The sequence below is a fragment of the Sphingomonas sp. ERG5 genome (assembly GCF_000803065.1).
Classification (GTDB): domain Bacteria; phylum Pseudomonadota; class Alphaproteobacteria; order Sphingomonadales; family Sphingomonadaceae; genus Sphingomonas.
This window is the reverse complement of record NZ_JSXI01000079.1, coordinates 42114-61200: the sequence shown is the minus strand read 5'-3', so window position 1 is coordinate 61200 and position 19087 is coordinate 42114. Positions and strand designations below refer to the sequence as shown.

At 65.4% G+C, this 19087-nt stretch carries 15 protein-coding genes and 1 pseudogene; 6 read left to right on the top strand and 10 right to left on the bottom strand.

Features of this window, described 5'->3' with window-relative positions; all coding sequences use genetic code 11:
- Positions 1 to 20: 20 nt before the first annotated feature.
- Positions 21 to 2564 carry a TonB-dependent receptor gene (locus OO12_RS25355; protein ID WP_052216264.1) on the top strand — a complete coding sequence of 848 codons (2544 nt, stop codon included), beginning with the start codon at positions 21 to 23 and terminating at the stop codon, positions 2562 to 2564.
- Positions 2558 to 4657: an Atxe2 family lasso peptide isopeptidase gene (locus tag OO12_RS25350; RefSeq protein ID WP_034161480.1), complete on the top strand. Its 2100-nt coding sequence runs from the start codon at positions 2558 to 2560 to the stop codon at positions 4655 to 4657. The genes OO12_RS25355 and OO12_RS25350 overlap by 7 nt, the downstream gene beginning before the upstream one ends.
- A gap of 57 nt (positions 4658 to 4714) precedes the next feature.
- On the opposite strand, the gene OO12_RS25345 is transcribed toward OO12_RS25350, so the two are convergent.
- The 7 genes from OO12_RS25345 to OO12_RS25320 all read right to left on the bottom strand — a co-directional run bounded on the left by OO12_RS25345 (position 4715) and on the right by OO12_RS25320 (position 10298).
- The gene (locus tag OO12_RS25345; RefSeq protein ID WP_034161479.1) at positions 4715 to 6472 is read right to left on the bottom strand and encodes an asparagine synthase-related protein; all 1758 of its coding nucleotides are present in this window, start codon (positions 6470 to 6472) and stop codon (positions 4715 to 4717) included.
- Positions 6469 to 7128 carry a lasso peptide biosynthesis B2 protein gene (locus OO12_RS25340; RefSeq protein ID WP_034161478.1) on the bottom strand — a complete coding sequence of 220 codons (660 nt, stop codon included), beginning with the start codon at positions 7126 to 7128 and terminating at the stop codon, positions 6469 to 6471. Before OO12_RS25340 ends, OO12_RS25345 begins: the two co-directional genes overlap by 4 nt.
- Positions 7129 to 7193: 65 nt before the next feature.
- A complete protein-coding gene (locus tag OO12_RS28365; RefSeq protein WP_152616663.1) occupies positions 7194 to 7313 on the bottom strand; it encodes a benenodin family lasso peptide in 120 nt (39 codons plus the stop codon).
- Between the two features lie 71 nt (positions 7314 to 7384).
- Positions 7385 to 8002 (bottom strand): GntR family transcriptional regulator, encoded by a 618-nt coding sequence (locus tag OO12_RS27290; protein ID WP_160296913.1) that lies wholly within the window; start codon positions 8000 to 8002, stop codon positions 7385 to 7387.
- A gap of 8 nt (positions 8003 to 8010) precedes the next feature.
- Positions 8011 to 8874, bottom strand: a complete 864-nt coding sequence (locus tag OO12_RS25330; RefSeq protein ID WP_034161477.1) for a phytanoyl-CoA dioxygenase family protein — start codon at positions 8872 to 8874, stop codon at positions 8011 to 8013.
- Positions 8864 to 9481 carry an acyl-homoserine-lactone synthase gene (locus tag OO12_RS25325; protein WP_034161476.1) on the bottom strand — a complete coding sequence of 206 codons (618 nt, stop codon included), beginning with the start codon at positions 9479 to 9481 and terminating at the stop codon, positions 8864 to 8866. Before OO12_RS25325 ends, OO12_RS25330 begins: the two co-directional genes overlap by 11 nt.
- 73 nt (positions 9482 to 9554) lie before the next feature.
- Positions 9555 to 10298, bottom strand: a complete 744-nt coding sequence (locus OO12_RS25320) for a LuxR family transcriptional regulator (protein ID WP_034161475.1) — start codon at positions 10296 to 10298, stop codon at positions 9555 to 9557.
- Between the two features lie 296 nt (positions 10299 to 10594).
- On the opposite strand from OO12_RS25320, the pseudogene OO12_RS29485 reads away from it, so the two are divergent.
- The 4 genes and pseudogenes from OO12_RS29485 to OO12_RS25305 form a co-directional block, all read left to right on the top strand.
- A pseudogene (locus tag OO12_RS29485) lies at positions 10595 to 10657 on the top strand (transcriptional regulator domain-containing protein); the annotation flags it as partial.
- Between the two features lie 10 nt (positions 10658 to 10667).
- Positions 10668 to 11300, top strand: coding sequence for a DNA -binding domain-containing protein (locus OO12_RS25315; protein WP_082006785.1), 633 nt, complete (start codon positions 10668 to 10670; stop codon positions 11298 to 11300).
- Positions 11301 to 11869: 569 nt separating this feature from the next.
- Positions 11870 to 12220, top strand: coding sequence for an ethanolamine utilization protein (locus OO12_RS25310; protein WP_034161473.1), 351 nt, complete (start codon positions 11870 to 11872; stop codon positions 12218 to 12220).
- Positions 12221 to 12775: 555 nt separating this feature from the next.
- A complete protein-coding gene (locus OO12_RS25305) occupies positions 12776 to 14134 on the top strand; it encodes a S41 family peptidase (protein WP_200887563.1) in 1359 nt (452 codons plus the stop codon).
- Between the two features lie 601 nt (positions 14135 to 14735).
- Here OO12_RS25305 and OO12_RS25300 read toward each other — a convergent pair.
- From OO12_RS25300 to OO12_RS25290, 3 genes are all read right to left on the bottom strand, one after another.
- Entirely contained in the window at positions 14736 to 15212 is a 477-nt protein-coding gene (locus OO12_RS25300; RefSeq protein WP_034161471.1) for an Lrp/AsnC family transcriptional regulator, read from the bottom strand.
- A gap of 82 nt (positions 15213 to 15294) precedes the next feature.
- Entirely contained in the window at positions 15295 to 16458 is a 1164-nt protein-coding gene (locus tag OO12_RS25295) for a dipeptidase (protein WP_034161470.1), read from the bottom strand.
- Positions 16459 to 16543: 85 nt separating this feature from the next.
- Positions 16544 to 18820: a TonB-dependent receptor gene (locus OO12_RS25290; protein ID WP_235365012.1), complete on the bottom strand. Its 2277-nt coding sequence runs from the start codon at positions 18818 to 18820 to the stop codon at positions 16544 to 16546.
- Between the last annotated feature and the right edge of the window lie 267 nt (positions 18821 to 19087).

Sequence of the window (19087 nt, the reverse complement as noted above, 5' to 3'; positions counted from 1 at the left end):
ACGAGCCCGAAAGGAGAGAGATGCGCAACACCTATCTAATCGGCTGCGGCATGGCCGCGATCGCTTGCCTGGCGCCCCTGCCGGCCGCAGCCCAGGACACCGGGCGCCGTGTGGTCCATTTGCCGGCGCAACCGCTCGCGGCGTCGCTGCGCACCATCGCGCACACCTTCGACCGTAGCGTCGCGGTCGACGCCGCGCTCGTCACCGGACGGACCGCGCCGGCACTTGATGGCGAGATGAGCTTCGACGAGGCGATCGCCGGTCTGCTCGCCGATTCCGGTCTCGAGGCGGTCACGGTCGGCAACGGCATCGCGATCCGCGCGATCGCCACCAGCGCCGCGAACGAAGGCGACATCACCGTCACCGGGACGCGAATCCGCGGTGCCGTCGTGGCGTCGACCACGATCCGGGTCGACCGCGAGGCGATGCGCAACGCCGGCCAGTCGAGCGCGGCCGACATGTTCCGCGCCTTGCCGCAGAATTTCGGTGGCGGACAGAATGTGGGAATCGGCGCCAATGTGCCGGAAGGCAAGGGCGCCGATCTCGCCGGCGGATCCTCGGTCAATTTGCGCGGGCTGGGGAGCGATGCCACGCTCACGCTGCTCGATGGCCGGCGTTTGAGCTATGACGGAGCATTGCAAAGCGTTGACGTTTCGGCGATCCCGTTCGGCGCGATCGAGCGGATCGACGTGGTGCCGGACGGCGCCTCGGCGCTGTTCGGCTCGGACGCCGTGGCGGGTGTCGTCAACATCCTCCTGAGACGCGACTTCAACGGGCTCGAGACCAGCGGGCGCGTGGCCGGCTCGACCGACGGCGGTAATTTCCAGCAACAATATGGTGCGACCGCGGGGCGAGTCTGGTCATCGGGGAGCGCGCTTCTCGCCTATGAATATGCCCGCTCGACGCCGATCATGGCCGATCAGCGCTCCTATGCCGCGACGCGCACGCCCGGGGTCACGTTGTTCCCTTATCTCCGGCACCATAATGCGGCGCTGACCTTGCGCCAGGAGATCGTGCCTGGCCTCACCTTCGATCTCGACGGGCTCTACAACACGCGCTGGCATGCGCTCAGCGCACCGCTCGATCCCTCGGGCAATCTGTCGATCAGCCGGTTTGAAGGACGCAATGATACCGAATCCTGGACGCTCGCCCCGTCCTTCAAGCTCGTGCTACCCGGGGACTGGCAAGCGACGCTCGCGGGCAGCTATGGCTGGAACCGGGTCCGCTATGGCGGCACCTATTTTTTCGGTCCGACCACGCTCGATGCCGGCTCGGGAGCCTATCGCAACACCGCCGAAAATGTGGAGCTGTCGGGCAACGGCAAGGTGGTCGACCTGCCGGGCGGCGCGGTCAAGCTCGCGGTCGGCGCGGGATTTCGCCGCAATGGCTTCGAACGCCTATCGAGCCGCGGTGCCGCCGAGCGTATCGAACGCGGCCAGGACAGCGTATATGGTTTCGCCGAACTGAGCCTGCCGCTGATCGGGCCCGCCCAGAAGGTGCCGCTGGTCGATCGGCTCGATCTCAGTATCGCGGCGCGCTACGAGCGTTACCCGGGGCTGGCGACGGTCGTCACGCCCAAGTTCGGCATCATCTATGCGCCGACTCCCGACGTCTCGCTCAAGGGCAGCTGGGGCCGCTCATTCCGCGCCGCGACGCTCTACGAGCAATATTCGCCGCGCACCGCCTTGCTCTACGATGCCGCGACGCTTGGCGGTGCCGGCGCGGGCGGGGCTACCGCGATCCTGCTGGTTGGCGGCAATCCAGGACTCAAGCCCGAGCGCTCGACCAACTGGTCGGCGACGCTTGCGATCCACCCACGCGCGCTTGCCGGCGCCGAGCTCGAGATCAGCTGGTTCGACGTCCGTTATCGCGATCGGATCGTGACCCCGATTCTGTTCGAAAGCATGGCGCTGTCCGATCCGCGCTATCGCGATCGCGTCACCTCGGATCCCACACCGGGCATGCTGGCCGCGGCGCTCGCCCAGGCGGCGTCGTTCATCAACGCCTCGAGCGGCGGTTACGACCCGGCGGGCGTGGTGGCGATCATCGACAACAGCAATGTCAATGCCGGCCGCCAGGCGGCGCACGGCGTGGACGTGCTCGGCCGCTACAAGTTCGCACTCGGCGGCGGCAGCCTGAGCACCACGCTCAATCTGAGCTGGCTCGACAGTCGCCAGCAGATTTCCCCAGAGTTGCCGGTCACGCGGCTTGCCGGAGTGTTGTTCAACCCGCCGCACCTGCGCGGACGGGGTGAGGTCGGCTGGACCGGCGGCGCCCTCACCGTGACCGCCGCGCTCAACTATATCGGCCCGGTGCGCGACACGCGAGTATCGCCGGCACCGCGCATCGCCGGCATGGCGCCGGTCGATCTGACCCTGCGCTATCGGCGATCGCCCGGGCGCCGCCTGCTCGATGGGATCGACATCATCGCCTCGGCGCAGAATCTGCTCAACGCCAAGCCCGCACCGATCGCCACGCGGCTGTTCATGGACACGCCTTACGACAGCACCAATTACTCGCCGTTCGGCCGTGTCCTCAGCCTGACGGTGACCAAATCATGGTGAGGGGAGTCGCAAGCGCGCTCGCCCTTGCGGTTGCAGCGGTCGGGGCGTCGACCGCACGGGCGGCCTGTGACGATTTGCTGCCGGCCGCGTCCGCGACCGGCACGGTTCGCGACATCACCACGCGCGATCTCGTGCGCCTTCGCGATGTCGGTGAACCCGATGTCACCGACGTGGCGACCAGTCCCTATGCGCTCTCGCCCGACGGGCGCAGCCTCGCTTTTGTCATCACCCGAGGCGATCCGGTGAGCAATTCGGTGTGCAGCGCGCTGGTGTCGATCCCGGCCCATGGCGACGGAAGACCGCGCATCCTCGATCGCGGCGGCAGTCCGCCGGTCTTTGCCGGAAATTTCCGCGGCCTGTTTATCGCCACCGGCTTTCCCGACCAGATCACGCCACTCTGGTCGCCGGATGGTCGCTCCATCGCATGGCGCAAGCTGGTCGATGGCGTTGCCCAGCTTGCGCGCACCGCCGTCGATGGCAGCGGCGCCACGCAAGTGACGCACGGACCGGTCGACGTCGTGGATTTCGCGTGGACACCGGACAGAGCCGCGATCGTCTATACCGCGCGGGCCAGCCAGGTGGCGGCCGAACGCGCGATTGATCGCGAGGGAGAGACAGGCTGGCGCTATGACGCACGAACGGTCCCCAACATCAGCTGGCGCCCCAATCCATGGGTCAGGGATTTGCCGATCGGCGTTTTCCGCGTCGAGCTGGCGACGGGGACGGCGCGCGAGGCGACCGCCGCCGAACAGGCGCTGGTCGTGCCCCCGCCCGCGCCGGACCGGCCCTTTGACCTGGCCGCGGAGTCGGGAAGCGGCGCTCGGGCGTGGACCGAGCCGGTCAGCCCGCATCCGATTGCGGAACATCGGCTCTGGGCAGCAGATAGCCGTGGCCGGAAGACCGCGTGCCGCCTTGCCGGATGCACGGGCCGGATCTCGCGGATTTTCTGGGACCGACGGTCGATCATCTTCCTCACCCGCGCGGGCTGGCGCGGCGAGGACGTGGTGCTCTACCGCTGGGTGCCGGGCAGCAACCGGCTCACCACCATCTTGCGCACCAGCGACAGCCTCTCCGGCTGCATTCAGGCCAGGGCCGACCTGATCTGCGGCCGTGAGAATGCCAGCGCGCCGCGTCGCATCGTCGCGATCGATCTAAGGACGGGGCGGGACCGGTTGATCTTCGATCCCAATCCCGAGTTCGCGCAGGTCCGCCTGGGGCGGGTCGAGCGCTTGCGTTTTTCCAACGATCGCGGCCTGCCGAGCTGGGGCGATCTGGTGCTGCCGCCCGGCTATGACGGCAAGGCCCGGCTGCCGCTGATTATCGTGACCTATCACAGCCGCGGATTCCTACGCGGCGGCACCGGCGACGAATATCCGATCTTCCCGCTGGCGGCGAAGGGGTTCGCGGTGCTGAGCTTCGAACGCCCGCCCGAGGTCGCGGTGTCGGTGCCCGGGCTGACCAGCTGGGACGGGGTGCTGACCGAACTGCAGCGCGACTGGGCCGAGCGGCGCAGCGTCCAGTCGGCGCTGATGACCGGCATCGACACGGCAGTCGCCACCGGCAAGATCGACCCCGCCCGGATCGGCATCACCGGCTTGAGCGACGGCGCCTCGATCGTCGAGTTCGCGTTGGTCAATTCGAAGCGCTTCGCGGCGGCCGCGATGAGCACCTGCTGCGACGACCGTCTGACCTCGCTTGTTCTGGGTGGCGAAGCCTGGGGCGGGGAGAATCGCCGCTCCGGCTATCCGCGCTCGGTCGATAACGACCGTGCCTATTGGACGCCGATCTCGCTGTCGGTGAACGCGCGCGCCATCACCACGCCGATCCTGTTCCAGCTCGCCGACCGCGAGGCACATTTGGCGCTTGAATCCTATGGCGCGCTGCGCGAAGCCGGCAAGCCGGTCGAGATGCATGTCTACCCGCAGGAGTTTCACAACAAGGTGCAGCCGATCCACCGGCTCGCGGTCTATGACCGCAATATCGACTGGTTCGCATTCTGGCTGCGCGGTTACGAGGACCCGGTACCGGAGAAGCGGGCGCAATATGAGCGCTGGGAGCGATTTCGAGCCGCGCCGATTGTTGTCGGTCCCTAAAGGCGAGCTCAGGCCGGTGGTGTCTTCGCCGCTCGGCAGCGGTTGTCGGGCGACGCCTCAGGCTGCTTCACCCGGGTCCGCCACGCCGCGTGCCCAGCTCTCGGTGTCGGCCAGTTGCAGGATCCGTCCGAACCCGGTGCCGTGCGCCGGGCGCGGGTCGTCGATCGCGGCAATCACCGCGTCGCGGTCGATGATCCTGGCCGTCGCGAGCAGTCCGTCGCCGAGATGGTCGCGCAGCAACGCGCGGTTGGTCTCGAACAGCCGTGCGAGCAGGCTGTCGGGCGACCCCTTGCTCTCGCGCCAGGCGACCTCGGTGGGCAGCAACGCCGCGAACGCGCGCCGCGCCGCCGCGCGATTGCGGCCGTTGGCGAACCAGTGCCAGCTCGGAATCCGCAAGCAATGCTCGATCAGCGGCTGCGCGACCAGCGGCGAGATCGCGTTGTGCTTGGTGCCATGCGGTCCGTCTTCGGCATAACCCTGTGCGGCCACCAGCATCGCGATGTGGCCGGCACGTCCGGGCAGCGCGAGCGCATCCTCGTCGAGCCACGGATGATCGATCGCTGTCGCGGCGAGCGGTTTCGCATCGATATGGAGGAAGCGGAGATCGGTGGGCCAATGTGATGGCTGTCTGGCCCGTCGTGACCGGTGGAACGCGCGCCAGGCGACAGTCCAGCGCGAGGTTTCGGCGAGCCGGCCGATATCGCCGCACAAGCGCCAGAAGTCGGGGCGCCCCTGGAGATCGAGCAGACAGTCGGCCGCCGGTGAGGCCGATTGCAGCGAGCAGAAGACATTGTCGCCGCCGCCGCCATCGACCAGCGCATCGCAGCCGAGCGCCGCCGCCTGCTCGAGCGCGAGGCCATAAGCGTGCTGCTCGAAGCTCCGGGCCACCGGGCGAGGCAGGCGTACCGCTGCCAGCCGCACGATATCGGGGAAGCCCTCGGCCATGTCACGCTCGACAAGGTGTCGATTAATCCGTGCGGCAACCGCGCGGGCATAGCCACGCTCGTCGCCGGCCGGGTTGAGGGTTGTCAGGTTGAGACAGGCGAAATCGCGGCCCGCAGCGGCGAGGCTCGCGGCAACGATCGAGGAATCGAGCCCGCCCGACAGCAGGAGCAAGGGCTTTGCCGCTGCATGGGTGCGCCGCGCGACGCAGGCCAGCGCCTGGTCGCGCAGGCGGCGTTCCGCCTCGGCCTGGTCGTCGATCCGCCGCGCCGGCGCCGCGAAGGTCCAGGGCGTCCAGATCCGCTCACGGACGATCGCGCCCTTGGTGACCGTAACCCTGTCGCCGCCGCGCATCTCCTCGATGCCCGTAAGACAGGTCGCGTTGCGGCGCAGGTCGCCGGCGATCAGCTGCCGCGCGATCGCGTCAGTGTCGAGCGAGAAGGGCGGGGCGCCGCCGAGCCGCAGTGCGTCGATGTCCGACGCGGCGATCCATCCGCTCTGCTGTCGAACCAGCAGGCAGGGCAGGCGTCCGAACGGCCCGCGCACGAGGACGACCTCCTCGCCGCGGTGCAGGACCGCGATATAATCGCCCCAATAAGCCTGGATGAGATGCTGGCCCGACGATCCGAGGATCGCCGCGCTGGCGCTGGCGGACACGGTGTCGAGTGCTTGTGGTGTGCCTGGCGCGAACAGCGATCCGATGACGCAGCCACGTTCGGCAAGCCCGATGACGCGGGTGCCGGGCGCGACCGCGATGATCCGGCCCGGTTCGTCGGTGGCGAGCCTAAGGCCCGCGGCCGCTACGCGCTGCCGCAGCCGGCGTTCGCCATCCCCGCCAAAGTCCAGGCCGAGGATGAACCGCGCCCCGGTCACAGCACCAGGATCGGCGTGAACTGACGCACGACCTCAAGCCGCTCGTTGACCAGCGCCTCGCCGCACTGGATCCAGGCATGCGCCCGGAACGGCGCAAGCTTTACGCCAAGCACCAGATCGGGCGCTGCGCCGACGTCGATCAGCCGATGCGCGACGGCAAGTGAGCGCGGCAAGCAGCGGTCATGCGCGCTGACCAGTGCGTTGGCGGCCTCGAACGCCGCGGCCACCCGTGCGACGCGCTCGAAGCACGCGTCGCGGCGCAGACGGTGTTTGCGGCGGCTGATGCGCGCCAATGCCCTTGCCATACCGGCGATGCGGAGCTCGATCCGCGCGAGCGACAGCGATAGCAATGCAGCGGCGCAGCCAGCGACGCGGCGTTCGGCGGTCGGCGCGTCGATCAGGCTGTAGGTAACCGGCGGCGCGGCCGGGCAGGGAGCAATCATGGCGCGGCCGCTGTCGACGATCAGTCCGGCCGCGATCAGCCGGGCGAGACGTGCTTGGTCTGCCGCATCGAGCGGCTCCGCGCGATAGAGCCGGAAAAAAGCCCGTTCGGCCTCGGTGGACAAGCAGAAATAGCGGTCGACGATGAGATCGAGGAACAGCAGCCGTTCCTCAACCCTGCAGAAGCTGAGACCTGCGCGCAACGCATAGCTCATCGGGGGCGTCCGGGAGAAGGGGACGGCGAGGATGCGCGGCCTCAAGACCGCGCATCCCGTGGCGATCAGTCGTCGGCGAGGCCGGCCGGGACCTTGCCAAGCCCGATATCGGGCTCGGGCCCGCGCGGGCCCTTGGTCTCGATGCTGGCGGTGCCGAGATCGATCAGATCATTATCGCGTTCCATGAGGCGTTCCTCGTTGGTGCCGCGGGATTGCGGCAGGAGGAATCTAGGGGCGCGTTCCGGCTATCCGAACTTTATAAGTCGGCAATAGACCGATTGTTGGCGCGCGCGCGATAAAGTGCCCGCACGATGTCCGGCGCCGCCGCGGCCCGGCGGCGGTGATAGGTCCGCAGCAGTTTCAGCAACACCGCCGGCGGGTCATGATCGAAGGCCAGGGCGAGGCCGCGGATTTCGGTTTCGACCGCCGCAAGCGCGCTGCCCTCGGCCGCGCGGGCTGCCGCCAGCCGGTCGCTGCACGCGGCGATCTGCGCGCCATGCTCGGGGTTGGCCGAGCGGGCGCCGATCAGGCCGAACAGCATGGCGGTCGCACGCCCTGCGTCCGCCGCGAGCGTATCGGCGCGGACCGTGCTCGGCGTTTGCCGCCAGCTCTGCACGGCGAGATGAAGCAGCGCGGTGTTCCAGGCATAAAGATCGCGCAGATGCGCCTCGGTCACCAGCGGAAGGTGGAAACCATCGCTCGCCCGGGCTTCGACGAGGCGTTCGCCGGTGAGCCGGTGCAGCGCATCGCGCACCGGCGTGACGCTGCTCGCCAGTTCCTCGGCGAAGCGGGCCGGTTCGAGCCGTTCGCCCGGCAGCAACGCTCCCGACAGCAGCCGGGATTTGAGCGCATCATAGACGCGCTCGGCAGTCACGCCCGAATTCACCGCCGCTGATCGGCGACGAACGCATCGACCAATGCGGTCTGGTCGGGGCGAAGCGCGTCAATCGCGCCGAGCGGGCTATCAGGCGGCCCGTCGAGCAGCACCGAGGGGCATTGTCCCTCATAATTGCCGAGATTGGGGCGATGCTGTCGGTATCCGACCAGGTCGGCGAGCGCGCGGGGAAAGGTTCGCGCCAGCGTCGGAGGGTATGCAAGCCACTGATTCTCGTACGGCTTGAGCCAACCCAGGCAATAGCTGACGATCATGCCGCGACGGACATCGCTGCTGCGGTTGCCGCCCGCGCCGTGCAGGGTCGAACCCAGGAATATCAGCGCGTCGCCCGGCGCCATTTCGGCGACCACCGGCGGCGCCTCGGGCGGCGCTGCCAGCGCGGCCGCGCCGTGGCTGCCGGGCCAGATTAGGGTCGCGCCATTGTCCGCGCGATAGTCGGTCAGCGGCCACATCACGTTGACGAGATACTCGACCTCGCCGATCGTCCCGCGCCACATGTCCTGATCGCGATGCGGCAGTTGCGATGGTGCATCCGGATGGAGCGCGATCGCCTGGCTCAAATTGAGCTGGATCGTGTCGCACCAGGGGGCGAGGATCCGCTCGGCCAGAGCCAGGATCTGGCGATGGCGCACGAAACGATCGGCATCGCGTGATCGCGCCAGCAGGCGTCCGAAGCGCTTGGTCCTTTCGCCATAGAAGCCGCCTTCGCAAAAAGGCGTCTCCGCGAAGGCGGGGGCGAGCGCGCAGTCGAACGCGGCGACCTCCGCCGCGGGCAGCGCGCCGCGCAGGATGCAGTATCCGCGTTCGCTGAGTTCTTCAGCCGGTCCCGCGACGATCCTGTCACGCCGCATCGGATATCTCGCGGGCAAAGACCAATGTGCCGCAGATGCCGGCACGTTCGAGCAGCCGGGGCGTGTCCGCATCAATCGCGATCTCGACGGCGCCCAGGCGGGATCCGCCGATCGTGCGCTGCTGACCAAGCAGGCGTGCGCGCCAGCCAAATCTCAGAATCTGCTCGATCCAGCCGGGCCCGGCGACGCCGGTATAGCGCGTGATGCCATGGGCGGCAGCGAAGCGCGCCAGCGCGCTGATCAGTTCATCGCGCGTCGTGCGTCGATCGCGCGCGGCAAGCCTGCGCTCGAGGCAGAAGCGGGTGATCTCGAATATCGCCGGTCCGCTCGGTGCCGGGCCGTCGCACAGTTCCGCGAACATCGTGTCGAGGATATGCGGGCGCGTCGTGGGCAGCAGCCGCACCGAGGCCCGGTGGCCACCACCAGCGTCGGTGATCACGATATAGAGCGCATCGGGCGTGTCGAACTGGTCGATCTCGTAACGGCCGGCCTGCACCGGCACGTCCCAGCCGAGCAGGTCGACAAAGACACGCTTGCGCGCTTCGAACATGTTGCGCAGCACCGCGTCGTCGAGACGCGGTCGCGTTCCGTCAATCAGATGAAGCATCGCGAACCTCCGGGAAATATCCCGTCAAGGTCGCGGCTTGGAGCGGTGGCCGCTATCCCGGAAAAGGGGGATATCAGCGCCGGGCGATATCGGCGAAGCTGATCGTCCCGTCGAACAAAGCGTGGATGATCAGCGATGTCCGCTTCTGTACGCCGTACCGCTCGCATGCCTGCCTGATATGCTGCGCGACGGTTTCCTCGCTGATCCCGAGGATACGGCTGATCTCCCAGTCGCCCTTGCCGCGCGCCGCCCAGATCAGGCAATCGCGCTGCCGGTCGGTCAGCCGGGCTGCCGTACCGCCTCTGGCCGGGCGCACGCGCCACAGCCGCCGGGCAGCCTCGAACGCGAAGCCGCCGACCAGTTGCGCCAGCGCGAGGTTGCCCACCGGCAGGGGCCTGCCGGCGGCGGTCGCGAACGAGCACGATCCGTTCACTTCGCCCGGCACGTTCGCCGGAATGGTGAATCCCTCGCCGATGCCATGATCGGTTGCAAGCGCGAGAATGCGGCGATCCCCCGACGTCAGCGGGATCATCCCGGGCACGCTGCGCCAAGCGAAGCCGACCACGGTGCGCTGACTGGCGCGATGGATCGGGTCGACAGTGGCGAGCCCGTTCCGGTCGAAATAATCGACCCAGCGCGGCGGGTAGTTGTGCAGCCGGATGGTCGACGATGGCGCGCTGTGCACGTCGGCATGATGGGTCAGCGCGAAAAAGTCACACCCGATCTCGGCGGCGACTCTGCCAAGGGCATCGGTCAGCTCGTCGGGGCCGGTGGCAGCTGTGAGGAACTCGAGGACTCGAGAGAACGCAATACACATGCCCATGGGGCTCACCGGCCCCGAGCGGCGTCTCAAGCTGCCGTTGCTCCCGGACCCGTCCTTTCCTTGACCATACGGCCCGCCACCCGGTCTTCGCACCGGGCTCGGGACGTGGTTGAAAAGCGGAGGCATTCTAGGAATTCTGTCCCAGCAATCAAATCTATTCCGGACCTAATTCGGCGATTCTGGACTTTTTTCCGGCGCGGACGCGAATGACGCGAGACGAAGAAGGACGGTGAAGCTGGCGGGAGGCCGCGCGCTATCGGCGCTTGGCGAGCATCGATCGCGCCGGACTGATGTGGGAATGGCTGCGCCGCGATCCCGAATATGTCGCCTGGCACGCGCGCGCCAGCGCGGTGACGCGCGGTAGTGAGGGGAGCGCTCCCCACGACGCGCGGTTCTGGGGGCTGCATTTTCGCAGAGGATCCCACCATTGCGGCCCCCCAGGCGCGCCTGGTCTGGCACGCCGATCTGGATCCCGGCACCCTGGCGGTCGAGGCGGTGCCGGCAACTGGCCCGGATCCCGACGCGATTGATCCGGCCGGACTCGGCGCCTGGCTGACGGTCGTAGCTGATAGCGATGACCGCGAACATGCTGTGCTCAGTGATGGGTGGCATCATATCCGCCTGGACATAGCGACCGGGACGCTGTCGGGCGGGCCGGTGATCCTGCGCTACCGGCTTGCGGGCAGCGTCTCGGCGCGAGCCAAATTGCTGCCGCTGCGCCGCCTGGTCGACTTCTCGCTTCACCGGCGTTTCGCGCGCTCGCTCTTCCCGGCCGATCCGCGCATCGCACGCTGGTTGTGCGCGCTTCAGATGCATGACGGTCTGGCCGTGGGCGCAAGCCTGCGCGAGATTGGCGAAGTGATCTGCGGCGGCGCGCGCGTCGCCGCCGATTGGGACGGGCCGTCCGACTCGTTGCGGTCGCGCATGCGCCGGCTGGCGCGCGAGGCGCGTCGGCTGTCGCGGGGCGGCTGGCGAGCCCTGATGCGACGGAGCTGACCAGGTTACCTGGGCAAATATCGCTGCCGCGGCGTGATAACCGATCTCGGCAGTGCGCCTGCCGGTTTTTGCGAAACCTCGCATACCCCGGCAGGCCGCGCGGCCCCTGTACCAACTGACCTCGCCGAGCGGGACCGCAAACGGGCGATCAGGCCGCATCTCTCGAGCCGAAGCTGCTGAATGATCATATCCGCCGGGAGGCAGGAAGCGAGAATAATCAGGAGAAGTGGTCAAGCCGACTCAGGTGTCGTGTCAGGTGCGGGCAAAGTTACCTCAGCAAGGGGATTGTCAGCGCCAAAAGAAGCGCAAGATATCCCGCAATAACGAAGAGAACGGTATGCGATCGCTCTGACTTCTGCTTGTTCATACTATCCATCGGCCGTTTTTAGGACGGTCCGCTCGATATCAAAATGATTTCGATCAATTGGCATCAGGTGGTCGCATACCCGAGTTCGCTGCAGCTATAACCATTTTTCCGGCTGAAGCGACATTGTGCATGAAGCCAAATACCGGCGTCAGGCGTCCCGTGTGATCGCTTACGAAGCGCCATGCAGCACGGCAGGATTCCCATGATTGTTCGCAAGGTTGCCATGGCGGATGCATCGTTCGAGCGATCTCCCGGGCAGGACGGGAAGGTGTTCACCGGAAATGTGATCGACCAGCGCGATGGCGGGCCTATCACCATCGGCTACGGCCGCTACGATCCCAATCAGAGCCTCGAGGAAACGCTTGCCGTTGACGACGTCATGATCGTCCTGGAGGGGCGGCTGTCGGTCTCGAGCAATGCCGACACGGGCGCCGCCGGGCCGGGCGAGATCGTCTATAGGCCCAAGGGCGCGCCGGTCATTATCCGCTCGCACGAGCAGGGGGCGGTCACTGCCTATGTCACCTATCCGCATTGGCAGGAAGCGTTCGACTAGCCGCCCCGATTGCATCGTCGGCGCGGTCTATCGAACCGATCGACCTGGACGATGTTCCTGTCATGATTGTTTCCCGGATTGACCAGCAGGCAGCTTGGTTCCGCGATATTCGATGCATGGCAGGATATTGTCGGCTTCCGGCTTTCCCGCGCTTTCGTCGTTCTTGCCAATAGCTGCGCCCGATCGGCGCGTGTCGATAGGATCGAACAGCGTCGATGCGGTGCGACCTGCTCTATGGCTTTGCCGCCGAGCCGCGGTCGACGGTCTCGGCCTGCGGTGACGATCGGCTGGCATGTCTTGGCCGCACCCAAACCGGTCCCGCCAATCGTCCAACAACTCGATCGGACCGGCACTTATGGGGAGCCGTGCTATGAACTCGATTATTATCCCGCTCGCCAAGCTGGTCGTGAGTTGGACATTTGGTCAAGGGGGCTGCCATCTCCACGCAATCTCGCTCGCCATAGTCGTGAATCTTGCTTGATTCGCAAGTTGCGCAGGACTTGAACGACGACCGGTCATTGGACGACAAAGTCACGAGCATTGGGGAGAAATATCTTGAAATGGTCGCTTGCGCTTGCCGTTATGCTCGCGGTCCCTGGGGGCGCATCGCCGGCCAAGGCGCAGATCCGGGCCACGCCCGTCTACAGCGCAGGCGGGACGCTCTCGCCGGGGCAGAAGACCGAAGCCGTCGAGGCGATCATTTCCGCAATCGAGCGCCAATATGTCTTTCCCGATCGCGTGCCCGCGATCGTCCAGGCATTGCGGGCCGGCAATGCCGCGGGACGTTATGACACGAGCGACCCGGCGACCTTCACGACGCGGATCACCGAGGACATCAGCCGCGCGGGCAAGGATACCCACCTCTATCTCGAATATGATCCGCAGCGCTTCGACGCATTGAACCGGGCGCCATCGCGCGAGGCGACACCAGGCGCCGATATTCAAGCGCTGATGACGGCCCGGTACCGCCGAACCCATTATGGACTTGAAGACACCCGCCTCCTTCCGGGCAACATCCGCTACCTTCGCATTTCCGCCTTTGACTGGGTCGAGGACGAGACAGGCCAAGCCTATGACGACGCCATGCGTTTCCTGAAAGGTGGCGATGCCGTCATCATCGACATCAGGGGCAATGGCGGGGGATCGCATGATGCGGTGCGCTATGCGCTCAGCCACTTCCTGCCGTCGGGCCGGCTGCTGATGACGTTCCTGGAAGCCGGCAAGGCCCCGGAACAATCTCACACATTGGCCAACCTTCCCGCCGGCCGGATGATCGACAAACCGCTCTATGTGCTGACCGATGGCAGCACCGCGTCCGCCGCCGAGGATTTCGCGTATAGCGTGCAGCAATTCAAGATCGGCCGACTGATTGGGGAGCTCACCGCGGGGGGCGCCAACAACAACCGGCTCGTGCCGATCCCGCCCGGATTTCTCCTCAGCGTTTCGTTCGGACGACCCATCCATGCGGTCAGCAACGGCAATTGGGAGGGGACAGGGGTGACACCCGATCTCCCGGCCGCCACGGGGAGCGCGCTCGACTACGCCGAGTTGCAGGCACTGGACGGGCTGATCGCCAGCCCCGCCGGCAAAGACCCGGAACGCCGGGCGGAATATGACTGGGCGCGCGTCGCCGTGGAGGCCCGGCTCCGCCCGGTTGCGCTCGCGGTTGCATCGCTTCATCCCCGGGCGGGGCACTATGGCGAAGCGACGGTGGACTATCGGGACGGCGCATTGTGGCTGAGAACACGACCGGGCGCCCCAACGCGGCGGATGTTGCCGCTTACAGCCGACGGGCGTCTCTTTGCGCTTGAAGGGCATGAAATGCTGCGGGCCCGTTTCGATGGCGCAAATCTGGAGACGTTGTGGCGCGGTGTTCCTACCCCGCGCGTCTACCGCCGCCTGCCTTTTAAGTGATCGCGGGAGATCGGCCGGGCACGTCATGCACCGCCTACACCGCGGCAGCCTTACGCGACTGCCTCCCAGACCCTATAGTCGCTATCGTGTCATGAGGGCCATGATCTGCTATCGGCGGCGCCCGGCGCATGGTCCTTGCTTTCGCCGCTGCCATCGCGTCACGCGGAACGCGGTGCGGATGCAGGTCTTGCCGCCGAGACACGACTAAAGTGCCAGTATTGGGGCGTGTCGAGCGGGATGACCTGATCGCCGGGAACGGCGAAGGTGACGCCAGCACCGACCTGCACGCGAAATCGGCTCGCGCGGCGGGTTCCCCGCGACGTAAAATGCGAAAGGCACCGTGATGGCGATAACGACCTAACGATCCTCACGCTTGGCGAAGCGGCCGCGCGAGTACTCCCGCGCGGCTGAGATTGTCAAAAAGGGAAGCCGATGCCGACTGCGCCTTGGTGACGGCCATAACCGCTCTCATCGGGCCGGTGGCACGCCGCCGGCCGGTGATGCGGTCGCCGCGCTCGCGCGCGGCAACGTTGCTGGTGGTCCCTTCCGGAAAGCGGGAGATGGGCGCCGCGCCCTGCTCGGCCCGCCGACAGCCGCGCTTTCAGCAAAAATCCAGGCTCAGCGCAGTGGTGCTTTTGAAACTTTCCAGCACGATGCTGGAACGGACATTGTCGATCTCAGGTGCGACCCGAAGTTTGGCCGAGAGAAATCTATTGTAGGATTCGAGGTCCCTGGTCGAAACGCGGAGCATGAAGTCGGCCTCCCCCGTCAGGCTTTCGCACGACGTGACCTCCGATAGCGAGGCCACACGCTCCAGAAAGGCGTTCTCATTCTCGGGCCCATGCGATCGAAGCTGAACGGCGACATAGGCGGAAAAGCCTAAGTTGAGGTGCTTGGGGCTCAGCAACGCGACAATACGCTCAAGATAATTTTCTTGCTTCAATCGTTGCAAGCGCCGTGAACATTGGGACGGGGACAGGTTGACGATGGCGCTGAGTTCGGTCGAGCCGAGATCGCCGCAATCCTGGAGCGCGGCGAGGATCTTGCGATCGAAGATATCGAGACGATCCCTGTTCATGCGCGACCTACACTATCCTCTTGTTTATACCGGTACCAGACCGCGGTGATCGCATTTCGACCTGATCGACATGGCAGAGCGGCTAGACATGCCACACCGTGCGAAAAAGCCGGTCGAAATTCCCGCCGATGACCTTTTCAATTGTCGAGATCGGGTATTTTGCCTTGTCGAGTTCCGCTGCGATAAGCTCGATTCGTCGCGCACTGTTGAGTTCCGGCACGGTGATCGGGCCGTCTGCCTCGCCGGGCGCACCGATGCCGGCAGCCTTGCGCGCTGCTGCCGTCTTCCTGACCATTGCCATATAGGTCGGCGATATATCGATCGGGGTGATGCTCTGGTCGGTGCCGATACCGACATGATCCTCGCCACAGATATCGATCGCATGCCGAAGATGCCGCATGAACAGTGCCTTTGACGGTGCGATTGGATCGTTGCCGAGGAACGGCATGAGATAGATGCCGACGACGCCGCCCTTTTCGGCAACCGCGCGCAACACGGGATCGGGCAGGTTGCGTTGGCTGTCGAAGACGGCGCGGCAACCGGTGTGAGAGATGGTCACCGGGCCGGAGGACGCGCCGGTCGCATCCAGCGCGGTGGTCGGATTCGCGTGCCCCAGATCGACCAGTATGTTGCGCGCGTTCATGCGTGCCACCGCCTCGCGACCAAGCGCAGACAGGCCCTCCTTCTCAGGCATCGAACTGCCGGCGCCGAGGGCGTTTTTGTCGTTATAGGTAAGTTGCATGATCTTCACCGAATAATCGGCGAACGTATCGATCAGCGTCAGGTCCTCTCCGATCATCCCCATGCCTTGAAAACCGAAGATCACCGCGAGCTTTTTCTGCGCCTTCGCCGCGGCGATATCGGCATGGCGACGGACCAGCAACAGGCGGTCGGGGTGCAGTTCGATCTGCCGCAGCCAGAGGCCGATCTCGCGCACGGTTTCGATCAGCGTGCCGGGCTTTCCCACCGTCAGGTTGATCGCCGTGAGGCCGGATTTGCGGATGTTGTCGAGTTGCTCGGCCGTCAACGGGCCCGGCGCCGGATAGAAGACGTTCCACGTCGAGGGCGATGCGAGCGCGTCGATGACGATCGATCTGTCGTAAAGGGCGCGTATCCGGGGCTGGATCGGCGCAGTCGAGGGGACAGCCCAGGATTCGGCCCGTGCCGCCGGGGCGAACACACTTGCGGCGAGTGCCGCAGCCCCGAGTGAGAAGTGGCGCCGATCGATCAAAGCGTCATTCGTCATGGATATACCCTTGGTCACAGATCTTGATTCGCCGATCACACCGCCGATGACACCCGCGCTGGCCGGCGATCGACGCGTATCGACGTCAGAACGAGGTTCGCAAATTGAGGCCGATCGTACGAGGTGCGGCGCTCGTGACGAACGTTTCGCCGACTTGCAGTCCGCTCGACGTCGCGCGCGTGATCGCCGTGTCGTTCAACAGGTTGGTGGCGAACAGGTACGCGCCCCAACGTCCCTTGTCGCCTTCGATCCCGACGCGGATGTTGACCAGTTCGTAGGAGCCCACCTTGCGCGTGAAGGTGGCGGCTGGGCGGAAGTCCGAGAAGGACGATCCGACGTGATTGACGTCTATCCGGAACAGGCCACCGAGCCGCTCGGAAACGGGCCAGCTATACTGCGCATTGGCGCCCGCCGAAAACTTCGCCACGAAGGGAATGCGGTCGCCCTTCAGGCCGGGCGCGCTCACATTGGCATTGGCCTGGTTCTCGGTAAGCTTGGCGTCGATATACGACCCGTTGACCTGGATCGACAGGCCGCGGAATGGGTGGGCCGTCATCTCCGCCTCCACACCCTTGACCCGAGCGGCACCGGCGTTCGTGATATAGCTGAACGCTCCATTGGGCGTGCGACCCGTCACCTGCATATCCGACCAATCGATCTGGAAGAGGTCGACATTGAGCAGCACCTTGCGAGCGAACATCGCGCTCTTGATGCCGACCTCGTAGTTCCACAGACTGTCCGACAGATACGGCGTCAGCGCCGCGTCGAGGCCGAGCACCTGATTGGCGCCGCCGGGCCGGAAGCCCTGTGCGGCTTCCGCATAGACCATGACGGCGTTGGTGATCTTGTAGGAACCATTGAACTTCAGAACCGTGCCATGCTCTTCGGACTTGACGTGGGTCGGCGGCGTCACGCGCGCGCCGACAAGGATCGAGCCCAGCGTCGTCTCGCCGACGATGCGCTTCTCATAGTTAAAATAGCGTGCGCCAGCGGTCAGATTCAGCTTGTCGGTAATATCCCAGGATACTTCACCAAACGCTGCGAGTTGAGTCAGCCGATCATCGATGAAGCGCACCGTCGACGTCTGTAGCGGGGAGATGATATTCCCCGAAACAGGGTCGGCATTAACCTGTGGATTGGTGACATTTGATTTTCGATGCGAGTAAAAGCCGCCGACGGTCCAGTTGAACGATCGGGCGCCTGAGGAACTCAGGCGGAACTCCCCCGTCAGCGTGTTCATGTCCTGCTGCGGAAACAATGTGCTCGTCGATTGACTGTCCACCAGAGTGTAGAAATCGGCCAATTGGGTCGCGCTGCACGGCGCGCGCCCATTGGCGAGCGCGGCACAAGCGGTCGGCGTTCGGTTGGTTCGAATATAGCGTGACACGTCCGTGGTATTGGACAGTTTGCGGGTCAGATACGAGCCGATCACCGTCGCTTCCACAGGGCCAAGGTCCCAAGCGGCGGTCAGGCTGTAGAGGTTCAGATTGTCGATGATCGGTTGGCGGACGAGCGCGTCGCTATTGTACTTGCCGGCTCGCGGGTTCCAGGAGGGCGTGTCGACCCGCGACCGATTGATATAAGCGGCCGCATCGATCGTCAGATCGGGAGTGGGCGTGAAACGGACCATCCCGCGACCGCCATAGGTCTTCTCGTCGTTGATATTCTTGATGCCGAGCGCGACGTTGTCGATATAGCCGTTCCGGTTGCGATAGAAACCGACGGCCCGGACCGCGATCTTGTCGTCCACGACGGGCGTATTGATGACGCCGTTGAACTCGTAATTGATCCCCCCGTCATGTGTGCTGGAGATCGTCGCATCTGCTGCGCCCGACGTCTCGAACGACGGCTTGGCATAGATGATCCGCAGCGTTCCGCCCATCGAGCCGGAGCCGTACAGCGTCCCCTGTGGGCCGCGCAGCACCTCGACCCGCTCCACATCGAACAATTTGAGTTCGGGCGTAGTGCCGCCGGCATCGTTGGTCGTGCCAATGCTCCCGGTAACCGGAGTCTCATCGTAATAAACGCCAACCGTCGGTTCGCCGACCGCCTGGATGCCACGGATCACCACCCGGCGCTGCGACGGCCCGGCATCGACGAAGCTCAGACTGGGGACGGAGGCGGCAAGATCGGCAACGCTTTGCACGCCGGAATTGGCGAGCGATTCACCCGTTACAGCGGAGATGGAGATCGGCGTTTCCTGCAGGCTGGTATTTCGTTTCAAGGCAGTGACAATGATATCGCCGCCCTGCTCGATCTCGGGGCCTGCCGCATCGCTCGTGACGGCAGCGGGATTCTGTGACGAATTTTCCTGCGCGGTGGCGGGCAGGGCAACGCTGCCCATGACGCTGGCCAGCAGCATAATCCGCAATCGGCAGTTCGACGCCGCGCTCCTAAAACAACCTGCCATGATAATCCCCCCCAATTGGCCCGAGCCGGGCCCTTACAAGCGCGATACGACGAGATCCGTGACCCGGATTTCACGCCGCTGCACCACAAACTGAGACCACGAATGTCTATGGTCAAGACAATTCCGTGAATTTCACGCACGCAAATTGCGCAGCTCGCGAACCCATCGCAACATTAATTCGATAAATGCGGATTCTGTGCACGTTTTATGTAAATCAAA

Bases quoted from the DNA above. Each gene is read 5' to 3' on its own strand.
- OO12_RS25295 (WP_034161470.1), bottom strand. From the start codon at position 16,458: ATGACGAATGACGCTTTGATCGATCGGCGCCACTTCTCACTCGGGGCT.
- OO12_RS25325 (WP_034161476.1), bottom strand. From the start codon at position 9,481: ATGCTTCATCTGATTGACGGAACGCGACCGCGTCTCGACGACGCGGTG.
- OO12_RS25340 (WP_034161478.1), bottom strand. From the start codon at position 7,128: ATGAGCTATGCGTTGCGCGCAGGTCTCAGCTTCTGCAGGGTTGAGGAA.
- OO12_RS25355 (WP_052216264.1), top strand. From the start codon at position 21: ATGCGCAACACCTATCTAATCGGCTGCGGCATGGCCGCGATCGCTTGC.
- OO12_RS25350 (WP_034161480.1), top strand. From the start codon at position 2,558: ATGGTGAGGGGAGTCGCAAGCGCGCTCGCCCTTGCGGTTGCAGCGGTC.
- OO12_RS28365 (WP_152616663.1), bottom strand. From the start codon at position 7,313: ATGGAACGCGATAATGATCTGATCGATCTCGGCACCGCCAGCATCGAG.
- OO12_RS25290 (WP_235365012.1), bottom strand. From the start codon at position 18,820: ATGCTGCTGGCCAGCGTCATGGGCAGCGTTGCCCTGCCCGCCACCGCG.
- OO12_RS25310 (WP_034161473.1), top strand. From the start codon at position 11,870: ATGATTGTTCGCAAGGTTGCCATGGCGGATGCATCGTTCGAGCGATCT.
- OO12_RS25320 (WP_034161475.1), bottom strand. From the start codon at position 10,298: ATGTGTATTGCGTTCTCTCGAGTCCTCGAGTTCCTCACAGCTGCCACC.
- OO12_RS25300 (WP_034161471.1), bottom strand. From the start codon at position 15,212: ATGAACAGGGATCGTCTCGATATCTTCGATCGCAAGATCCTCGCCGCG.
- OO12_RS25330 (WP_034161477.1), bottom strand. From the start codon at position 8,874: ATGCGGCGTGACAGGATCGTCGCGGGACCGGCTGAAGAACTCAGCGAA.